A 20,030-nucleotide genomic window follows, 5' to 3' on the forward strand; every position below is an offset into this window, starting at 1 on the left:
ACAGCCGCTTTCGGCACATCAGACAAGCACCAATCGGGGCGATGATTTGATGGGCCGCAATCGCGGGCTTTTCGCTACCTGCGGTTGGTGCCGCTACAGCAGACGCACCCGTGCTCCGGCGTGCAATTGCTCCAGAAGCTGCGCCCGGATCTCGCTGAGCAGCGCATCGACCTCGGCCTCGCTGGTCAGCTCACGGTTGCGCAGCCGCAGATCGACACGCTTGAACAAGGGCCGCGCACCTTCGCTCAGGATCTCGTCGAGGGCGTCGTCGGCATCTTCCTCGGCTCGCTGCAAGGCCAGCAGGAAGGGATCCTGGAGTTGGCTCAGGGTGGGCGCCACGGCCTCGGCGGCAGTGTCGGTCACGGCGCGCGTCAGGAATCGCAGCACACGGTGAGACTGGTCGGCGGTGAGGGTACTGAAGCCCATGCGCGATTTGATCCGCGCTCGCGCCTGCTCGGCGTGCTGCTCCTGCCATTGTAGAAGGCGCTCACGTTCGGCACGATAGGCCGATCGAATCGTCTCCAGATCGGGCTCCAACGCGGCGATGTCACGCCAGGGACGCTCGGCGGCGAGCTGATCGGTCAGCCGCCCCATGACGGCCTCGATCTCTGGCGTCAGGCTGCCGATCTCGGCGAGCTGTGCGGCCTGGACGGTCAAGACCTGATGCAGCGCGCTGACCGCCTGGATGGCGTCCGAAGTCAGCTCGGCGGCGAGCATCTGGAGCTGTTGCACGCCGTCGCTCAGGACGTCGAGCCATTTCTTGACCAGTTTGACGGTCGGCTTGGTCTGGCGACAGACACTGACGCACTGTTCCAGTGCCTCGCCCAGGTTGCGCAGCAGATCCGAATCACGGCGCTCGCCAGGCAACCGGTCCAGATTCGTCAGGACGGCTCGCTGCTGTTGGGCCAGGGCGGGGAAATACTGGCCGACGGCATCGGCGATCGCATGATCCTCGCGTTCCATCCGATGCTGGAGCCGCTCCTCGAAGAACTTACAGATGCGCGCCCGCGCACTGAAGCCGATATCGTCCTCGCCGGCCGGAAAGAAGGTGGCGCGGCGAAAGGCTCGGTCTTTCTCGAAGAGGTCGCGCACCCCGGCATCGCGGATGGCGGTGATCTCATTGCCGCCCTCGGGCTGGATCCGCACCTTGCCGGCACGCAACAAGCCCGTGACGCACGCCTTGACGACGTTGACGGTATAGCCGTATGGCGGCCCGCCAAACCAGGCGAGCAAGGAGGTCCCCGCCAGACCGCCCTCGGACTCGATGCGCTCCTGAACGCGCAGCGGGACGACACCGCTGCAGGCCGGGACATAACGTCCGGAATCGAGCTCGAGGATCCCCAGCTCACCGGGGAGAAACTTAGGCGATGGCCCGGCCAGCTCGGCTGCGATCAGGGGCATGAGTTCGGCGGGCAGAATCTGGGTAGCGATGAAGTGCGGATAGAGCTCGGGGAGGATCAGGGTCGCGGCGCCGTTGACCGCAGTCCCGAAGCTGCCGCCCTGATCCATAGGGGACAGCGCGCGCCCACGGAAGTAAAGGCGCCCCGCCATCCAGGCCACCGCGATGGCCTCGCGTACCCGTGTCTCGATGTCTTCGATCCGATTCTTTTCCTGCTGCAAGAGCAGTTTGCGCGCGCCGCTCAATGATTCCCGACGCGGCTCATACTTACTGGCCATGGCGCGCGAGCGATGAAGCTCTCGGGACAACTGCTCGACCATCTCGCTCTCGCCAGCGACCCAGATCAGGCGATCCGCCAGCGATGACTCGGCGCTGCGACGCACCCAGGTGCTTTCGGTCCGCTCTTCGCTGGCCAGGAAGCGGCAATCGACGCGCAAGGCCGCCTCGTCGCGCGGGTCGATCAGGGTCAGGTCATCGGCGCGGCGACCATCGGAGAAAACAGCGGCCCAGGGGAATGGACGACCCTGCAGACGGGGGCGCTCCGGCTCGGACAGCAGGTACTTGAGTCCTTCCTGCACGATCGCGGTCAGTGTCTCGCGGGCCACACCGATGTCGCGCCGCTCGCGCTCCCATTCCTCCCCGGCCGATGATTGCAGCTTGTAGCCCTGCTTCTCCGAGTATCCCAGCAGGTTACGCCGGCGCAGCTCTTCCAGCGCCTCAGTGACCTTCGCGAGCTGGTTGCCGCGATCGAGACGGTCGTAGAGACATTGGGCGACCAATCGGGCGTCCGTGGGCATGGTCTCCTGGATCAGCTCCAGGAGGGCGACGGCCTTGGCGGCACGCACCAGTAAGGCATCGGCGTCCGCGCTACATTGGCCGAGGATGCGCGCCATGGTCGCCTGAACATCCGAGTCGAGTGCGGTGTGCTGGACGGCATAGATCTGGTCGAGTGTCACCAGCGCCCCGACGGAGTGATCGGCAAGCTTCTGATCGCGAAACAGCTCGCCGAGCAATTGCAGCAGCCCACGGATGGCCTGATCATCGCCCTGAGCGCGGGCCGAGCGGGTTCGCAACGCGGTGGTGAGCTGCAGAATCAGGTCGATTTGGGCGGGAAGCAGCGGATAGCACTCGACGAAGTCATCCGCGCTGACAGTCTCGCAGCCATAGGCATAGAGTTTGAGATCGGGGCGATGACGCTCGAAGAGCTCGCGCAGGACGGGCTCGACCTCGGGCCTCTTGTGCAACAAGCGCTTGTGCACGACGTCGCGGATATTGGTCGCCGCCAGATGCACCCGCAGCTTGGGCGGAAAGCGGTCCTTGGCCCAGACCAGGAAGGAATCGTCGGCCTCCTCGTCCAGCTTCTGCTGGCCGAGCGCCATCAGCCAGGCCTGCCCCTTGAGGGTCGCGCCTAGCGCGGTGGCGAAGGCGCGCAGCCGGTCGACGCGATCCTTGCTGGCGAGGACATATTGCGAGACCTCGTCGATCACCAAGAAGAGCGTCGCGCCGGGACGTCGGAAGCGGAGCATGTCCCGGATGGCGGCGACGGACTCCTCGGGGGACTCGGCACGCTGATGGGTGCCCCCGCGGCTGGTGAACCAGCTCATGGGATCGGTATAGCGCTCGGGATAGAGGACCGAGAGGACGAGCGAGAAGTCCTCCTCCGCTAGGGCTTTGTCCTTGACCTCGGACCATGGATGTCTCAGCACCTCTTCGGCCGCGCGCTCGAAACGCGCCCACTCACCGTCACGCTCGAGCCGCAGCTCGAAGTCGGCGACGAGTGCCTCGGTGGCGCAATACCCGAGCCGCTTCTGGAGCTGACGCACGGCGGCCGCGTGGATGTGCTCGTTGTCGCGCGCCGTGCCACCGATGTCGAAGACCACGGCGATGGGGTCGATTCGTTGACGCAGCGCCTGCCACGCAGAGCGCAGCTCGGCGGCCCGGGGCGAGGTGTCCCGGCGTAGCCAACCCTCGGCAAGGGAGGTCCCGTCTGGTAGGACCACGCCGTCGAGCGAGAGACCCAGCAGCTTGGCGAAGCTCGACTTGCCCGACCCGTAGAAGCCAGCGCACCAGACGTTCGGCAGCTCTGGGCCACCGGGCTTGTCCAGCTCGGAGACGATGTGGGTCAGCAGACGGACGTATTGCTCGTGGATGCCATCCGGAACACGTCGATGATTGGGGTGATCCTCGGGCCAACCGCCGGTGATGATGTACTCGGAAACTTCGGCGGCGAGCTTCTCGGGACTCTGCTCGTGGAAATAGACGACCGGCGGAATGTCTCTGGTGACGTCAGAGACGAAAAGATCGCGAATGTCCATGCTGATCGGGGACTCCTAGGGATAGATGCGCGGGCGGTAGTCGCTGTCCGGGTTGAGCATACCCATGAAGGAGAGGCCCTTGCTGCCCTGTTTCTTACCGGGATAGAGCAGGACCACCGGGACCCCACGGGTGCGGCCGTCGAGATGACGTAGCAGTGCCGAGGAGCGGAAGAAGGGATAGAGCGCCCCGGCGCGGCCGATCAGCGCCAGGGTCTGGTCAAGCGTCTCCGGATGCTGGTCGGCATGCGCGCTGATGAGGCGGCTGCAATCGGCGGCGAGCCCATCGGGGCCTTCGATCAAGGGCGTAAGCTTGGATTTGAGATAATTGAGTCCGCGCTCGGGGGCGATATGGGCCATCTGCCGCTCCATCTGGATCACACGGTCGACCCACTCTGGCCCCTGCCTCCGGATACGCTCCAGCAGCAATCGCTGGAGACTGATCGACAGCACCATCCAGCCGCTGGCGATCAGATCGGCACTGAGCCGCTGAACCTCAGCACGCAGCTTGAACTCCTCGGCCGGGTCGTATTGAAGGATCGCGAACCGATAGTTGCGCATGGTGCTGATGCGCGGTCCGTCCTCGTGAATGAGATCGCACCGCAAAGCGCTGAAGCCGTCCTTTAAGGGAGATGGCATGAACAGGGGCAGGGTCATCCAATACCCCCTGCGGCCCGCAGCGGAAGATCGGCGCCAAGATTGGCGTCTGCCCAGGCATCGAGGCTCGGGTAGAGCCAGCCGAAATCGATCAAGTCACCCTGGCGACGAAAGCGGATTCCAGGCAACCGCCGCACTCGCTCCTCCAAAGCACTACCCGCAAACCCGACCGAAGCAAGATAGGGGTTGTCGAGCAGTGTCCCGGTGATCTGGATGCCCCGCAGGAGATAGAGGAGGTATTCCAATGCCTCATCCTCGATCCGAGGCGTCAGAAGCTGACGTGGGTCACGATTCGACGCGACGAGTCCGGCGGCAAGGGCGGTCGACAGCAGCTTGCCGGCATACTCGATCCGGGTGGACAGCGTCCAGTGCGCGGTGCCCTGAAGAGCGAGCCAACGGATCACGCCGTCGCGCGTCACCTCTGGACGCGGATCGGCGCGTCGGGCGACCAGATCGCCGCCGGTGAAGGCACGGTAAAGTGGATCAGCCAGTTGCAGATGCCAGTGACAGATGATCCGCCGCGTCTCGGGTCCCATCCGAGACCAACGGTGCAGGACGTCCAAGGCCGGAGGAAAGACATCGAAGCGTGCACGCAGGCTCGCCAGCAAGACCTCGATGCGCCCTAGACTGCGCGCGCCGAACCAGTATTCATCGAACGCCTGGCGCGAGGTAACGGACCCAGTGCCATCGGTCCGCGACCAGTAGGCACGTGAATCCTCGATCGCCAGCGTACATTTGAGCAGACGTGCATGCGACTGGGTCGCCTCAGCAAGACCCGGCATCAAGCCGTCCTCCGGACATGCGGCAACGGGTAGGTGTCCCCAAGCGGGGCGAGAGCCGCGACGAAGCGACGCACCAACTGCTCGAGACTTTCGGAGCTACGGCCTTTGAGGCGACGACCTGCCGGGGTCACTGTGGTTTCCACTTCACCGTGCCCTTGAGCCCAATCGAGGAAGTGATCGTGATTCCAGTCCGACTCGATGACATCCGCGAGCCCTGGGAGTGCCTCCCGAGGAGGCGCCCCCGAGTCCTTGAGGCATTGCAGTCGGTCTTCGATCCGCTCATCGATTTCGAAGCCCAAATGATAAAGGGACAAAATCTGGTCCGGGTCATGATCCTGCACACGTCGCTCTGCATCCTTGATCCGAGCTGCCTCGCGCGCACCCTGCAGAACCGCCCATTGCCAGCTGTGAGGGAGTAGACGCCGAAAGAGATCTTCGCCACTGAACTCGGACACCAAGTCCGATCGCCACCATCCGAGCCGCCGATTCTCACCGCCCTCACCCGCCCAGGCGACGGCAAGTTGAGCTGTCAGCGCGGCATCGATGGATGATTGAGGCAGTGGCTGACCTGCGACGAATTTTTTATTATTTTCTTTATAAAACATAATTATATGATTAATTCATGGGAATTGGCAGCAAGGCATCTCGATAGGCCAGAGGCAGATCGCTCCCTGAATTATGAGAGCTGACCGGGGAGCGAGCCAAGGCACAGTTCGCCAACATGAACTACGAAAGCGAGCCTGTCCACTCGACCGTCAAGAGCTCAAGAGCGGGCGATAGAGAGGACGCGCTCCGGGGCTCCGCCCCGGAGCGCGTCGGTCGGAACACATTGAATCATGGCTGAACCGGAATGTATGCCGGGATCACCTGCCCGGTTATCCCGTGCAGGTGATACGGCCTCCGTCGGGCAAAGCAGATGTTAAGAACAAGCGGCCCGCCCTAGACCAGCAGCCGCTCAGCCAGACCGAACAGGGCCTGCTTGAGGTCGCCGACCGCCTTGATGACCCGGCTGTGCCGGAACAGCGAAGAGACATCGTGCTGGATGCCGAGCGCGGGCAGTTCCAGGCCCGCCTGCTCGCACTGCGCGATGACCGACCCGGCCAACGCTAGGTCATCGGGCTCGCCGTCGGTCAGGGTCAGGATGAGGCGCCGAGGCTCCGGGCGCAGTAGCAGATCCGCCGCCGCGAACCACAGCCCTTGCGCCAGGGGCGTGCTGCCACGGGGTGATTGCGCGAAGGCACCGGCTCGAATCGCCGGACACTGCCCATGCTGGAGCAGACGAGTGACCGTCGCTTCATCCCCGGACTCGCCCGGAAAGGCAGTCACCGCCACCGAGACACCCGGGATGCGATCAAGCGCCAAGGCCAAGGCGAGCGCCGCCTCCAGGGCCACCTGATAGGCCCGCACGCTGGTGGTCACCGGGCGTGACATGGAGCCGGACAAATCGACCAGCAGATGCACGGCGGTGTTCGGCGTCGTCCACACCGTCTTGCGCGCGAAGAGCCGTCCCTCCCCCACCCCGGCCCGATGCAGCCGATTGGGGATGAGCTTGCGCCCCTGATGGACCGGTAAGGGCCGATCGAGCCGGCTCGACTGCACCAGGCCCTGGAGCCGGGCGAGGAGCGTCCGCGAGCTGGCCTGAGCCTCGTCGAGGAGGAGCTTGCCGCGTAGCGGATCGACATGGGCCTCCTCGGCCGCCGGCATCAACAACGGACTGGAGCCATCAGCTCCGGCCTGGCCCAGCATGAGACGGGTGGCCTCGAACAGATCACCGTCCAGGTCGTCCGCCGTGGCCGCGAGGGCTTGGCGGATCTGACCGACAGCGTCCTGGGCATCGGACTGTCCGGAAGCGCCGTCGCCGCTCGTATTGCCATCGACGGTGTCATCTCCCGTGTCATTATCCGTACCGGATTCGGCGTCAGCCGACTGCGCGCGGTCCCCCTCGACTGTGTCATCGTCCGTGGCGGTATTTGCGGGACTGGGGTCGGCCGCGTTCACTGCGTCCGTCTCGGCGGTCTCCGGATCGGCTCCAGGACTGCCCTGCCCGGCCCCCCCCATCATTGGCCTCGTCGGATTGACCCGAATCGCAATCGCTGTCTTGGGTGGTCGGCGGCTGCGCCTCGGCCTCCTCTTCGAGCAGCCCTTCGATTTGGGCCGCCAATGCGGCGGCCTGGGCCGTGCTCGTCAACCCGCCGACCCGACTCATCAGACCCAGCAGACGATGGACCAACGAGGCCGCGAAGGTCTGACGCAACACCCGCTCTGCCGCCGTGGCATGCGGGATCAGGGCCGTTTGGCCCAGCGCCCGGGCACGCAGACTGAGCAGCAGAAAGCCGGTCAGGATCCGCGCCGGATGCGCATCGGCCTCAGGGATCTTGAGCTGCCCCTCGGCCAGCATCCAGTCGATGACCCGCTCCAGCGTCGCGCGGGTGCCGGGGTATTGATGCCGGATGGCCTGCTCGATGCGGATGTCCTCCAGGATGTTGAGCAGATGTTGGCGTAGCGGCGAGGCCGCGCCCGCGCTCTGGAACACCGCCATGTCGGTATGGCGGACATGGCTCGCCTCATGAGCCAGGAAGCCCCAGGCGACCGGGCGCAGGTTGGATGCCGCCGGCAGATCCGGCAGCCAGATGGTGCGCCCGTCGGTCTGCGCCTGAGTGCCGCCCACGATCACCGCAACGCCGAACTTGCGTGCGAGTGCGGTGGCGACGATGGGCATGGCTTGATGCAGGGTCTTGGTGTGCATGCTGTCTCTCCGGTGCGGGGACACAGCCGCCCCCACCGGGGCACGCTGCACCCCGGTGGGTTGAAGACCGCTGGCGATTGCCGGCGGCGGTTGGATCGCCCCTGTCGGGGCGGATTGAGCTAGAAGAAGCAGTCCAGCGTCTCGTCCTCGGTCGCGTCCGCGATCTCGATGCCCTGGGGCACCGTCGGCTCCCGGATGGCGACCGACGCCGTGATTGTGCTGTCTATCTCGGTCGTCAACTCGCTGTCATCGTCCAGGTCCAGGCGTGCAGTCCGCTCGGCGTCCGTGCGCTGGGCATCGACATCACTGTCGAGCCCCGGCGGGTCACTGTCGGGATCAACCTCACCCGCCAGCCGCCCCGCCCCATGCCGGGCCAAACGCGCCTCATCACAGAGCAGCAGCCAGAGGCCGAAGCCCTCCTGGAACAGCGCCCCACTGATGGGACCGCGCCTGGGCACCCGGCTCAGAAACCCATCCACCAGCTCAAGGATCGGCTGGATACGTGGGTCGACGAACGACAGCACGGCGAGCTTTTCCTGGATGCGCCGAAAGGTCCCGAGCGCGCGTTGGGTCAGGCTGTCCTTGCCGACCAGGCTCTTTTCCAGCGAGACGGCGATCTGCGCGGCCTCGTGAAAGATGGTGTGGCCGATCTCGGCGATGTCCTCTGTGAGGGTTTCGCGATGCCCTTCGGCCGGCTGAATGAGCAGCGGGCGGTAGCGGAAGGAGAAGCGTGTTCCGATCGCCTCGGCCGGGTCCACGGCGGCGCGCAGCTGCCGCTCCCAGTCGGGATGCCGGGCGATCCAGTCGGCGATCTCCCGGTCGTACTCGGCCAGGAAGGACTGGACCTCGCGCTCGAAGTCGCGTTTGAGCCCATCGAGTACGCCGCTCAGCCCGTCGACCTGGTCGTTGGGGACCAGATAGCCGCCGAGGAAGCGGGTGCCGACCTTGAGGCAGGCACGCTCGGCCTGGCCCTTGATGGTGTGAAAGACGCGGATCGCGTCCGGATTGCAGAGGCGTTTGCTGCCGAGCGAGACCAGCTCCTCAGAGGGGATCTCGCCCGCCTGAAGGCCCAGGTCATCGGCCCGCAGCTTCTTGCGCCCGGACCAGGTGCTGACGGTCAGGACGATGAGCGACAGGCGCTCGGTCAGGGTGATGAGGGTGTCATCGAGTGTGGTGGTCGTCATGATGGTCTCCCGCCGAGCGGACGCACCACCGGCCCCGATGGGTCTGTGGCAGGCCCATCGGCTTGGTTGGTTTGCGGTCAGAACCAGTCGTCGTCGATGTCGCTGTCGAGCGCGGACAGATCGATGTCCAGTATCGGAGGCGTCGGGACGCTGGGTGCGGGTGGTGGTTCGGGCTCGGGCTCGATCAGGCGCCCTTGCGCATCCAGCTCACGGATGCCCAGATCGACATAGCCCTTGGCGAGCTTGGCCTGGACCGTCCGCAGCAGCCGCTCAAAGCGGCTGGCGGGATAGATCCGGCTCTGTGCCAAGTGCCCGGCACGGCCCCAGCGCACGTCGCTGGAACCGTCCTGACGGCGCCGCCAGGCCCAGTCCTTGGCCGAGCCATCGGCATGGGTGTAACGATAGAGCTGAAAGGGCTCGCTCATGGCGCGGTCCCTCCGCTCCAGAGGTCACCCATCACATCGGCGGCGAGCCGGTGGATAGCCTCGCGCTGTTCGGGCTCGGCCCGCGCGGTCAGCGCCTGCTCCAGGGCATAGGCGATCGGCTGCGGCGCCCCGCGGAAGGTCAGCGCCAGGCGTGCCCAGCGCACCAGGGTGCGGGTGGAAAGCGTCACCGTCAGCTCGGCGCCCTGCTCGCCTTCACCGAGGAAGAGTCGCCGGATCTCGTTGGCGACGGTAATCATCAGCGTCGCCACCTCGCGCGGCAGGCTCGGGGCACTGGCTTGCAGCACCCCCAGTTCGTCATCCGGGGGCAGATAGCCGACCTGCAGGACGCGAAAGCGGTCCAGCAGGGCCAGGTTCTGGCGCAGCACGCCCTGATAGAGCCCGGTGGGATCCCCGGCACCGGCCGAGTTGCCCGTGGCGAAGACCCGGAACGTCGGGTTTGGTCGGATGACCTCACCGCCGTTCTGGGCGATCACCAGGGGCTGGCCCTCGATCACGTCGTTGAGGCCGGCCAGCTCGGACGGGTCCATGAGGTCGATCTCGTTCAGGATCAGCAGATGGCCCTCGCGCATCGCGATGGCCAGCGGGCCATGGACGAAGCGCGTCGAGCCATCGATCAGCACGAACTGCCCGACCAGGTCAGACAGCTCCATGCGTCCGTGACAGGCGACGGATTGGACCGGCCAATGGAGCCGGGCCGCGACCTGACAGATGAGCGAGGTCTTGCCGCTGCCGGTCGGGCCGGTGAGCAGGAAGGCATCGCCCCCGGCCTGGCGCAGGAAGGCCAGCACCGAGGAGAGTCCCTGGCGGAAGACGTAAGGAGTGAGGACAGGGATCTGCGGATGCCCGTCGTCGGCGAAGCCTTCGATCGTCAGGCCCTTGGGGGCATTGACCCCGAAGGTCTGAGCGATGTTGAAGCGTTGGGTGGTGCGCATGCGTCTCTCCGGCGAAGGGGAGACGCCGCCCCCAGGGGGGAGACGGATCTCCCCGTGGGGTGAAGCCAGCGCGGGCTGGCGGATGGATGTCGGCGCGAGGCCGGGCGGTGGTGCGCGGGGTCTTGGTGGATCGCCCCCGCAGGCGATGGACGGGCTCAGGCAGTGAGCGCGTCGGAAAGGGTTTGCCCCTCAGGCCGGGTGAAGCCTGACGGGCAAACCCTCTGCCGTGAAGACCGTGCCCGCGTGGGGCACGGCTGGGTGGTGGTCAGAAATAGCCGATTGGCTCTGGTTCCAGGGTGGTCTCGGTGACCGAGACAGCGGAATCGTCCGCTGTCGGCGCGGACGCTTGGGCTGACGCATTCCGCCGACGGCGTCGGGGCTTGTCGGGCTCGGCCGGTGCCGGCTCCGTGTCGTCGCACTTGAGCGTTACCCGCACCCGCTCGCTGGCAGGTCGGCGGTGTGGCTCCAGGAGCTGGGGATCCAGATCGGGGACGATCGCACCCAGGACGGCGGCATAGTCGAGCGTGCCGCGTTGCTGGTAGCGCAGGATCCGTAATCCGACCTGATCGGCGAGCAGGAAGTCGCCCATCAGCGCGACCAATCCGCCCTGGGCCTCGGCCATCTGCGCTTTGAGCCCCTTGAGTTCGGTCTCCAGCCGCGCGGCGCGGGTGTCGGCATCGCGGTACTGCGTGGCGAGGCGCTCCCAGGCCGCGCGGGCCTCCCCCTCGGGGACGTAACAGTCCCGTTCGGAATCCGGGGTTGGCTCCTGCTGTTTCCGCACCGCTTCATGGAACTGGAGGCAGGCCGGAATCAGCTCGCCCTTGATGAAGGCCGCATCGCGCGCGATGACGAATTCGAGCGCCCGGACGTTGGGCCTGACCGGATCGAAGACCAGCCAGCCTTGCGCGGCCTCGGTGATCGCGAGTTGGAACTGTACCTGGACCCAGTAGAGCCCGAAGGCCAGACTGGTCTCGCCCTCGCGGGCCACGGCGTCCCAGGTTTTCTGGCCCGGCACCTTGAGTTCGACCGGCTCGCCAGCCTCGGTGAGACCGTCGAAGGAGCCCCGCAGGACGGGATACGCGGTCGATTCGGCGCAGACCGGGAGCAACAGGGTGTCATGCCGCTGCTCGAAGCCCTGCCGGGCCTGATCCTCCAGGGCGATGCCGCGCTGGACGAAGGGATTAGCGGACAGATCCGCCGGGGCACAGAGCCCGGTTTTCTCGGCCCAGAGACGCCAGGGCGTCTGGTAGGGCGAGCGGTTAAGAATCACGGCGGCTTCGGAGGCGGTAACGCCCTGACGGCGCCAGGTCAGCCATTCGGGTGTGCGTTGAGAGAGATTGACGATCTTCATCGGGTGCTCCAGGGATCAGGGACACCCCTTCCCCAGGGGAGCGGTGTCCCGTCGGGGGAAGATGACCGGCGTCGCCGGTCGGTTATGGGTTGCTCAGGCAGCCTGGGCAGAAGGCTGGGCCGCCTGCTCGGCACGATCGAGCTCGGCCAGGGCATAGGCGAGTACCTCGCCCTGGAAGCGCCCCTTGAAGTAGTCCTGGGCCGAAGCCCAGGCACGGCTCTTGGCGGCGCGGAGGATCAGACCTTCGATCTGGGTCTGGGTCGCCTCGTCGAGATCCGGGGGGACCTGGTCAGAGGGTGTGTCCGGCGTTGCCGTGGGTCGCGGCGCGGCAGGTGAACCGGTCGCGGGCACCGCCACCGTCATAGCGACTAGCTCCCCATCGATCGGCTTGCCGGCCATTTCCTCAGCGGTATAACCGGTCTCTTCCGGAAAGGCCGCGCGCAGGCTGGCGGCCTTGGCGCATTTCAGGAGCTGACCGCGCGGGCGCTTGACCCACATGGCCGTGGGCACCTCGCCACCACCCATGCGCGAATAGCTCTCCTCCCAGAACACCGTCTCGGTGAAGGGACAGCGCACCCCGCCAACCAGACGGTAGACGGTGACCTCGCACCAGGCAGGAAAGGTCACCTGGACCTTCAGCTCCTGCCAGCCGTCGTCGGTTTTGGCGCGACCGGCGAAGGTGCGGGTCTCGTCCGCGCCGAAGCGGGCCGGATCCATGCCCGCCCACTGTCCGGTGCGCGCGGCGGTGGTCTGGACCTCGGCGATGCCGGGCCAGACGGTTTCGACCTCGCGGCCCAGGGTGCGATTCCACATCGGCACGACGTGGACCGGGCGTTTCATCACGTCCAGTCCGCGCGCCTGGCAGTAGCGCACGGCCAACTGCACGCCTTCAACCGTCTTGGCAGCGGGGAAGATGGACTCGACCAAGACCTGCCAGGTGGCGGGATCGAGGCCGAGTTCGGCCAGACTCTGGGCGGGGATCGCCAGCCGACAGGCGGGCACAGTGGTCAGGGCTTGATTAGGTTTGCTCATGATGCCTCCGAACGCAGACGGGGCACCGACCCCAGAGGGCACAAGTGCCCCGGTGGGGTGATGGCCAACGCCGTGGCGTGGCGTGGCCGGATGAGGATCCCTCAGAACGGGATGCTGTCGTCGAACTCGGGTACCGGCACGGCTGGTGCAGTGGGCTGGGGTCGTCCGCGTGCTGGGGTGGTCGCTGCCCCAGATGGCGTTGAGGGTGGCTTGGTCGGCGGCGCACCGCTGGCAGACGTCGTCCGCGCCGGTTCGACGGTCGCCTTCGGGTGGCCATTGAGCATCAGCAGCGTGCCGTTGTGCTCGACCACTACCTCGGTGACGAACCGCTCGCCGCCGTCCTGGGCCTGGTAGCGTCGGGTGCGCAAGGTACCCTCGACATAGACCTGGGCGCCCGAATGCAGGGACTGCCCGGCGATCTCGGCGAAACGCCCCAACAGCACCACGCGGTGCCATTCGGTGCGTTCCCGGCTCTCGCCGCTGGTTTTGTCCTTCCAGGTCTCGCCGGTGGCGAGCGAGAGTTTGGCGACCGGGTCGCCGCTCGGCAAAGTGCGAATCTCGGGATCCGCGCCGAGGTGGCCGATGAGGGTGACGGTGTTGATACCGCGTGACATGGCTGTGTCTCCTGTTGCATGAACGGACTCAACGGGAAGACGCCATCCCCGTATGGGAAGTTGGTCTCCCCAGGGGTTGCGAACCAGCATAGGCTGGCCGATGGTGCGCGCGGTCTTGTGAATCGCCCGCGCTGGCGATGACGGATCTCAGGTCATGAGATCGCGCGAACATCTGTCGTCTCGACGACGCCGATCACGCATGGCGACGCCGAGGCGACAGGAGTCCGGCACTCAGGGTCAGGATCAGCGGTGCGGACGCACGCGGGCTCAGGACGTCCCGACAGCCTGGCCGGGATCAGACGCCGTCAATCGGCGCGTGAGGGGCGCCAGGGGATGGCGCCGGTGGTGCGCGGAGTTGGGCCTCCGCAGGCCGGTCACTCGCGCGATGGAAGCAGCAAGCAACTGCTTGATTATTTAGCACGCGAATGGAGGTCGCGCAACCCCAGCGGGCGATGCGTAGCGACCGCCCGGCGACGACAGGCGATGGCTGCACCCTCCAGTCGCAAGGCTTCGCGTTTAACCTCGGCGCCCCAACCTTCCCATTCCCTCCAGACGTCAGGACTCCCCATGACCCTCAAGGCAACCATCTCGTCTGCGGACGGACTGATCGACGATTTCCGTGATCCCGACGGGCGATCGCGGCTCGGAACCCACTGGCGGTTGGTGACGGACACCGTCATGGGTGGGGTCTCCTCGGCGCGGATGTCGTTCACAGCGATGGACAGACGCCGGGCACTCTGTGTCGAGGGCGAGGTGAAGCTGGAACACAACGGCGGCTTCCTGCAGGTCAATCTGGATCTGACCAGCCGGGGCCAGCCGCTGGACGCAGCGGACTTTGTCGGACTGCGGCTGATCGTCAGTGGCAATGGCGAGCGCTACAACCTGCATCTCAAGAGCCGGGACTGCACCCTGCCCTGGCAAGCCTATCGTGCGACCTTTGTCGCTGGGCCGGACTGGCAGGAGATCCGGATACCCTTCGAGCACTTCACCCCCAATCGACTGAGCGCGCCGCTCGATACGGGCCAGCTGACGCAGCTCGGCCTGGTCGCCATCGGACGGGCCTTTCATGCACAGATCTGCGTCGCGGAAGTGGGCTGGTATCGGGACCTGGACGCTGGCTCAGCCCCCTCGCCTTCCGGCTGAGCCGCCCTCACTGTCAGATCGCTTCTTGGACAGACAACGATCAGGAGACAACGCCATGCAGATCGCTCTCTTCGGCGCAACCGGCGGCACCGGCCGGCAGGTCCTGGCCCAGGCACTGGAGCAGGGTCACACCCTCACGGCCCTCGCGCGCGATCCCACCACGCTTGATCCCCGGGACGGTCTGACGACGATCGGCGGGGATGTGCTCGACCCAAAGGCCGTGGCCACCTGTGTCGAAGGTGCGGAGGCGGTCATCTGCGTGCTCGGCTCACGCGGTCGACAAGCACCCATCGAGTCCCCCGGCACCGCGCGCATCCTGGCCGCGATGCAGGAGGCCGGCGTGCGCCGATTGGTGGTCGTGAGCTCCCTCGGCGTCGGCGACAGTCGCGCTCAGATCGCCTGGCCGTTTCGGCTGGTGATGGACCTCATGCTGAAATCGATCCTGGAGGCCAAGGTGCAACAGGAGCAGTTGGTGAAAGCGAGCGGGCTCGATTGGGTCATCGTGCGGCCGGGCGGACTAACGGATGGTCCCCGCACCGGCGCCTATCGCTTCGGCGTCGATCCAACCCTCAAGTCGGGTCGCATTGCGCGCGCGGATGTGGCGGATTTCGTGCTTCGCCAACTGACGGACGACACCTTTCTGCATCAGACACCGGCGGTCACCTGAGCGTCGCGGCGCCTGGCAGCTGGGACCGCCTGTGATCCAACGTCGGCTGATCCCCTCTGTACGACCAACTGGGTTTAACGCTGGTCAAGAAGCGACCGGTACGCGGTTTTCTCAATCCTGGCGGCTTGTTACGGCTGAATGACACAGGTTATCCACAGAGACGCTCACTGGACCTGGGGACAATTGCTCAACGTCCTCTTTGAGCCCGCTGAGTCCCAATTGCGGAAACTCACCGACGGCGGCAATCCGGAAGGACTCGGCCACTTCCGGACACTGGTGGTTCGCAGGCTCGGGTCCGCAGTCGAGTGGGCAGCGGACACTCTCCGGGGCCTTGAGTTACGTGTACTGTCCCCGGGGTTGCGTGGTGTTGCCTCTTCGCCTTAGCCAAGAGGCAGAAGTCAAGACCCTTGTCTGCGATCACCGATGGCGCGGCGAGATCTTTCCGCTGACGGTGCGGTCCTAGCCAAGCAATCGCGCAGCCATGATCACCCCCAGAAGTTCTTCCAGTGAGTTCCAACGATTCCGTTGGGTCAAGACCGTCGTCACTGATGCCAAGTGGCCATCCATTCCCGGCACTTAAGGTTCCTTCGATGTCGCCGAGCCCCGCCACCGTGACCAGGCCGACGCCCAGTCCTAGAGCATCCACAGATGCTCCTCCCGTCTCTACAAATCCTCCAATCCCTTGTCGAGACTACTCAAAAAATCGACAAACGCACATGTTGCATTCTTAACGGCCGCGACCCTAGTTGAGTCATCTTTCAGTTTGTCAGCCTTGTCAGAAGCGCCTCTAATGACCAAGACTCCTTTCAGACGCGAATCTCTCAACAGCTCCACTTCATGGGCGAAACTCGCGACACCGCCCGACTCCATGTCAACTTGATAGGTTTTGTCGTTCACTAATCCCAAGAACGTACGAATCTCCGAATCCTCATTCGCCAGCACCTTCTCACCTGACCCAATAATTCCACGCTTTGCTCCGAAACTCGCCTCCTCACACGTAAGAGTAATCTCATCGCCTCCTCTGTCTTCGAAATAATCGCCGATCCTCGCAAGCAACGGCGCGGGAACTTGCCACGCTCTCAAGCGCCTCTGCAACCCCTCTTCGGTATCCTTCCCCCCTTCGTAATAATGCACATCGGTCACGAAAAGGACATCACCCGCATGGTGCTTCTCATGAATACTACCACCAAGCCCTAGCACAACAAGAAGCTTTGGATTAAACTCCTGCTGAATACGGCTGGCGACATTAATGATGGACAGATTACCCTCCCGCACAGCCCGTGCAAGAACTACCGAATGCACACCCCCATCACTGGAGGGTACTTTGACAATCTCATATCTATCTTTCGATATCCGCCCGGGAATCCTCTTTATTGGATAGTATTGCTTCAGATGAGTTTTCGCGGCCGCTGCCTCGTCAGGAAGTATAGTGATTAGCCCAACATCGACTGTCTCAGACATAACAACCTCCGAAATTCCCCTAACACTTTCTGCCTCGTAGCCAAAAACCGACCGTTTGACGGCTACCAATACATTATAAACCATTTTCCCATCCAGAACATCTTCGTACAATACTCCAGCCTTTCTCCTTAACGTTGTCTGGACGATCTGCATCACTCTTGTCACGTCAAATGACTTCGGCGAAACCAAGGTAATCTTCCCCTTTCCTTCTTCCTCCAGTGATACCGCGCCTAAAAAATGCTCATAGTAGTGTGCGACCACTCCACTTCGCGGAGCCACTTGGTATGGGGCCAACTCCTTCGGAACCCCGATCAAGATTGTGGCTGATATCTTCGCATCGATCCGTGAATAAAATTCCCCGACAATATACGCTAGCCACCCATCTTCGTCTGATCCATTAATGAACAGATCCCAAGTCATGCCTGTCCGCTCAAACACGATACACCAAGACTTCTTTCCCTTCTCTGGAGCCTGCAGCAATGCCTGTACTCGCTTAGTCGGTTTATGCTGGGCAACCCTGCCCGTGATTTCATCAAGAAGTTCATGTACTGTCTCGAGCACATTCTCTTCTTCACCCGCTATCGGATTGAGCGAAATGCGCGCCGCAGACCGGAAGGGGAGAATGTTATTAACTCTCCCGCCCGGGCTAATGAGCGCTTGCACTTCTGAGAAGATAGATCGGCCTTCAACAACGTACCGCTCAAAATGCGTGAAGATTCGCTCCTTGTTAGCCAACGCCTCAGGCAAGGCAATTGTCCCTTTTTTCGAATCATATACCGCCGTCCACTCCTTCGGGTGCGAGAACCTCCCGCGAGCTGATTTAATTAGCGTGCGACTGCGACTAATCGCCCTCAAATGCTCATCCCGCTCAGAGCTAGATGCGAACACAAAGTACGCCCAATATTCCCATATAAGATATAAAGCGAATACACTCAAGCACCAGTTCCCCGCGCCTTGAATCAGCGTTAACACACGATCTTTCTTGTCTTCTGCCCCTCCAACAACCAATTGTTCCTGATACGAATCCCATATGTGACGACTCATGCGTTCCAAGCATTCTCTAATACGCCTAGCCCATTCCTGCGATTCACCGCCGCGCCACTTTCTATACTTCCACTGCCCACTATTCACCGTCCTAAAGAAATTCTCTGACCGAAACTCAACGAGTTCGGCTTTCGACTTAAATTGCTTGTATCGAAGTGCGGTGTTATTCCGTGCCCACACTCGAGAGAATATCGCGATCTCGGCCGCAAGAGCCAATGCAGTATGCTCCGCAGTATCGCAGGTGGCAATTAGAGTGAGAACATCAGTTCTAACTTCCTCATCATTTAACTGCCCAGAAAGTTTGGTGCATTCCTCGTTGGGACTCCAAACACCCTTGCCATCGCCAAATACTTGTCCCAATAAATAGCCAGCCATAACTGCATCTTGATACCCATCCGTGTTCTCTATATCGTCCCGCGTCCAAGGCATGGCTACCGCCAGCTTGTACCCCTGTTCCGACTTCCGATCTTTCGACGCGGAATCCTCGATTACTCCGGCATTAACCAGTATCCGGGCCAAAGAGTCGCTATCACTGTGCGCGACAAAGCTGTCGCTTCCCTGTTTTACGACAGCGCCAAACTTATCGTAGGTCACTGCCAATACGGATTGTGAATCCATGCTGGGCGGCTCGATAAAGCGCTTCTGGGCGCCGAACCTGATAAACAGAACAAGCAGCTTTTCAATATCAATTCTGGGAAGTGCGGCTTCACTTATTTGCTCCGATAATCCGATTAATAATGCGGCAGCGAGTTTTAGGTTTCTGGTTGACAAATGCGCTTCTTCCCCATGCCGATATGCTCGAAATATTACATCCCGCTCTCCATCCTCATTATCCAATGTCCGCTTTGCGGTGATAGGGACTACAATGCCTTCGTCAATCGCAAGGTCTAGAAAATGAGAAACTACGCGGCATGGATCAATTCCATCTCCGAGGAATGAATTTGCCCACGCAAGCAACTCATCCAAAGAAAAGCCTTGCTCTAGCCTATCCAATCCAATAGCGTTGATTTCACGCTCTAACGCCGCCTTTCCAGTCGTTAATAAATGACGTCGGACTGTTTTCTCTCTATGTTCGTAAAGCCATGCGAATGGGTAATTCATTCCATAGGTGATCGAAAGACCGTCTAGACCTTCCGGCACTAGCGGCAGGTCTATGCTACTCGGCAGGCTAACTGAAAACAATTCGCAAGATACTATTCTTGTTTTGAGGGACGCGATTGCATCTTGTACGGATCTGATTGCTTCCGGGGCGAACAGCAGTTGCATCTCTCTTACATCATCGACCAACGCAAACGTACGAGAAAGCAGTTTAGCTATGTCCGAAGACCATAGCTCCGCCAACCTGTGTGACAACACATACTGCACTGCGGAAAGTCTTGATGTGGATGATGAGAACCACTCTCTTGGTGTAGGTCCGGTGGGAGATGCATCGACGGCTCCCACTAGGCTATCAAACAATTCATCGACTGTTTCTCGATACAGCGGTCCAAGTATGATCATTGGGACCAGTCTTATTATTACCTTTCCCTTATTTGACACCCGACCGTAAATCCTTATCTTATATAGTGCATTCAGTTGCGAACCCATACCTATGAGTCGCTGAAACGCGCTTAGTCGCTTTGGCGTGGGTTCAACTGTCAGCACAAAAACATCGCAGTCGCGTTGCAGGCCAGTGGAACAATCACTAACTCGCCACAGTGGGTGGGACCAAAGCGCAGGCGCGTCATCGGAACGAAGTTCAATCGGTACGTAAAGAGGGTAGTCCACCGAATAGGGTCGAGGAACGACGCTCATTGCACGAACCATGCTGGTACTGATTATCGCGGAGTCGCGATCCGAAAGTTCCAGATATCCGGGTGCCAGGGCCAAGATTTCCGGATTAAAAGTTTCCCTATTTACATAGAATACATGTATTGTGGGCGCTGCGCCAATTGATTGCAGATGGCGGTGCACCTTCCATAGCGTAGAGCCAGATACTAGAGCCTCATCGACTATAGCAACCTTCTTACCTTGTAGCCACCTGGTATCCATGGCTAGGACTCGGTCTGTGACGACGGTCTTTCCAAATAAATTGACCAGCCCAAGGCTTTGCAGGCTATGATAAAAGCATGCAGCCTTTCTGGCCATGAACATCACTACGTCGGCGTCAATAGTTGCGAGGGATTTGCAATGCTCTATGATTGCCGCGACGGACTCTTGGGGAAACTGACGTAAGAAGATGTGTTTCCGTTCCATGCTTTACGTATACCCAGCTAATGCC

The 20,030-nt window shown here is 62.5% G+C and carries 15 protein-coding genes; 2 read left to right on the plus strand and 13 right to left on the minus strand.

Going from position 1 to position 20,030, the window contains the following annotated elements; translation table 11 throughout:
- Positions 1–93: 93 nt before the first annotated feature.
- From brxC to ssb, 12 genes are all read right to left on the minus strand, one after another.
- Positions 94–3,714, minus strand: coding sequence for a BREX system P-loop protein BrxC (gene brxC, locus THIVI_RS07160; RefSeq protein ID WP_014777950.1), 3,621 nt, complete (start codon positions 3,712–3,714; stop codon positions 94–96).
- A 15-nt stretch (positions 3,715–3,729) separates the two neighbouring features.
- Positions 3,730–4,350: a DUF1788 domain-containing protein gene (locus tag THIVI_RS07165; protein ID WP_217160948.1), complete on the minus strand. Its 621-nt coding sequence runs from the start codon at positions 4,348–4,350 to the stop codon at positions 3,730–3,732.
- Between the two features lie 14 nt (positions 4,351–4,364).
- Positions 4,365–5,150 carry a hypothetical protein gene (locus tag THIVI_RS07170; RefSeq protein ID WP_014777952.1) on the minus strand — a complete coding sequence of 262 codons (786 nt, stop codon included), beginning with the start codon at positions 5,148–5,150 and terminating at the stop codon, positions 4,365–4,367.
- The gene (brxE, locus tag THIVI_RS07175; RefSeq protein WP_052314975.1) at positions 5,150–5,755 is read right to left on the minus strand and encodes a BREX-6 system BrxE protein; all 606 of its coding nucleotides are present in this window, start codon (positions 5,753–5,755) and stop codon (positions 5,150–5,152) included. The genes THIVI_RS07170 and brxE overlap by 1 nt, the downstream gene beginning before the upstream one ends.
- Positions 5,756–6,089: 334 nt before the next feature.
- On the minus strand, positions 6,090–7,148 hold the full coding sequence (locus THIVI_RS25615) for a cobaltochelatase CobT-related protein (RefSeq protein ID WP_052314976.1): 1,059 nt from the start codon (positions 7,146–7,148) through the stop codon (positions 6,090–6,092).
- Entirely contained in the window at positions 7,102–7,896 is a 795-nt protein-coding gene (locus THIVI_RS25620) for a hypothetical protein (protein WP_052314977.1), read from the minus strand. Before THIVI_RS25620 ends, THIVI_RS25615 begins: the two co-directional genes overlap by 47 nt.
- A gap of 119 nt (positions 7,897–8,015) precedes the next feature.
- Entirely contained in the window at positions 8,016–9,080 is a 1,065-nt protein-coding gene (locus THIVI_RS07190; RefSeq protein ID WP_014777954.1) for a DUF3150 domain-containing protein, read from the minus strand.
- Between the two features lie 77 nt (positions 9,081–9,157).
- Entirely contained in the window at positions 9,158–9,505 is a 348-nt protein-coding gene (locus tag THIVI_RS07195; RefSeq protein WP_014777955.1) for a hypothetical protein, read from the minus strand.
- Entirely contained in the window at positions 9,502–10,458 is a 957-nt protein-coding gene (locus THIVI_RS07200) for an AAA family ATPase (RefSeq protein WP_014777956.1), read from the minus strand. Before THIVI_RS07200 ends, THIVI_RS07195 begins: the two co-directional genes overlap by 4 nt.
- A 265-nt stretch (positions 10,459–10,723) precedes the next feature.
- Positions 10,724–11,809, minus strand: coding sequence for a YqaJ viral recombinase family nuclease (locus THIVI_RS07205; protein WP_014777957.1), 1,086 nt, complete (start codon positions 11,807–11,809; stop codon positions 10,724–10,726).
- A 93-nt stretch (positions 11,810–11,902) separates the two neighbouring features.
- Entirely contained in the window at positions 11,903–12,841 is a 939-nt protein-coding gene (gene bet, locus THIVI_RS07210) for a phage recombination protein Bet (RefSeq protein ID WP_014777958.1), read from the minus strand.
- 101 nt (positions 12,842–12,942) lie between these two features.
- Positions 12,943–13,455 (minus strand): single-stranded DNA-binding protein, encoded by a 513-nt coding sequence (gene ssb / locus THIVI_RS07215; RefSeq protein ID WP_014777959.1) that lies wholly within the window; start codon positions 13,453–13,455, stop codon positions 12,943–12,945.
- A 567-nt stretch (positions 13,456–14,022) separates the two neighbouring features.
- Between ssb and THIVI_RS07220 the strand changes: the two genes are divergently transcribed.
- Both THIVI_RS07220 and THIVI_RS07225 read left to right on the plus strand, forming a co-directional pair.
- Positions 14,023–14,598, plus strand: coding sequence for a CIA30 family protein (locus tag THIVI_RS07220; RefSeq protein ID WP_014777960.1), 576 nt, complete (start codon positions 14,023–14,025; stop codon positions 14,596–14,598).
- 55 nt (positions 14,599–14,653) lie between these two features.
- Positions 14,654–15,265 carry an NAD(P)-dependent oxidoreductase gene (locus THIVI_RS07225; RefSeq protein ID WP_014777961.1) on the plus strand — a complete coding sequence of 204 codons (612 nt, stop codon included), beginning with the start codon at positions 14,654–14,656 and terminating at the stop codon, positions 15,263–15,265.
- Positions 15,266–15,928: 663 nt separating this feature from the next.
- Here the strand turns inward: THIVI_RS07225 and THIVI_RS23495 are convergent.
- Positions 15,929–20,005 carry a phosphorylase family protein gene (locus tag THIVI_RS23495; protein WP_083845722.1) on the minus strand — a complete coding sequence of 1,359 codons (4,077 nt, stop codon included), beginning with the start codon at positions 20,003–20,005 and terminating at the stop codon, positions 15,929–15,931.
- Positions 20,006–20,030: the final 25 nt, after the last annotated feature.

Origin of the sequence: Thiocystis violascens DSM 198 (assembly GCF_000227745.2) — a bacterium.
In the GTDB taxonomy this organism is placed as follows: Bacteria; Pseudomonadota; Gammaproteobacteria; order Chromatiales; family Chromatiaceae; genus Chromatium; species Chromatium violascens.

What these genes read in the sequence shown, in the direction of transcription:
- brxC (WP_014777950.1), bottom strand. Translation starts at nt 3,714, where the DNA reads ATGGACATTCGCGATCTTTTCGTCTCTGACGTCACCAGAGACATTCCG.
- THIVI_RS07165 (WP_217160948.1), bottom strand. Translation starts at nt 4,350, where the DNA reads ATGCCATCTCCCTTAAAGGACGGCTTCAGCGCTTTGCGGTGCGATCTC.
- THIVI_RS07170 (WP_014777952.1), bottom strand. Translation starts at nt 5,150, where the DNA reads ATGCCGGGTCTTGCTGAGGCGACCCAGTCGCATGCACGTCTGCTCAAA.
- THIVI_RS07225 (WP_014777961.1), top strand. Translation starts at nt 14,654, where the DNA reads ATGCAGATCGCTCTCTTCGGCGCAACCGGCGGCACCGGCCGGCAGGTC.
- brxE (WP_052314975.1), bottom strand. Translation starts at nt 5,755, where the DNA reads ATGTTTTATAAAGAAAATAATAAAAAATTCGTCGCAGGTCAGCCACTG.
- THIVI_RS07190 (WP_014777954.1), bottom strand. Translation starts at nt 9,080, where the DNA reads ATGACGACCACCACACTCGATGACACCCTCATCACCCTGACCGAGCGC.
- bet (WP_014777958.1), bottom strand. Translation starts at nt 12,841, where the DNA reads ATGAGCAAACCTAATCAAGCCCTGACCACTGTGCCCGCCTGTCGGCTG.
- THIVI_RS07195 (WP_014777955.1), bottom strand. Translation starts at nt 9,505, where the DNA reads ATGAGCGAGCCCTTTCAGCTCTATCGTTACACCCATGCCGATGGCTCG.
- ssb (WP_014777959.1), bottom strand. Translation starts at nt 13,455, where the DNA reads ATGTCACGCGGTATCAACACCGTCACCCTCATCGGCCACCTCGGCGCG.
- THIVI_RS07200 (WP_014777956.1), bottom strand. Translation starts at nt 10,458, where the DNA reads ATGCGCACCACCCAACGCTTCAACATCGCTCAGACCTTCGGGGTCAAT.
- THIVI_RS25620 (WP_052314977.1), bottom strand. Translation starts at nt 7,896, where the DNA reads ATGCACACCAAGACCCTGCATCAAGCCATGCCCATCGTCGCCACCGCA.
- THIVI_RS23495 (WP_083845722.1), bottom strand. Translation starts at nt 20,005, where the DNA reads ATGGAACGGAAACACATCTTCTTACGTCAGTTTCCCCAAGAGTCCGTC.
- THIVI_RS07205 (WP_014777957.1), bottom strand. Translation starts at nt 11,809, where the DNA reads ATGAAGATCGTCAATCTCTCTCAACGCACACCCGAATGGCTGACCTGG.
- THIVI_RS07220 (WP_014777960.1), top strand. Translation starts at nt 14,023, where the DNA reads ATGACCCTCAAGGCAACCATCTCGTCTGCGGACGGACTGATCGACGAT.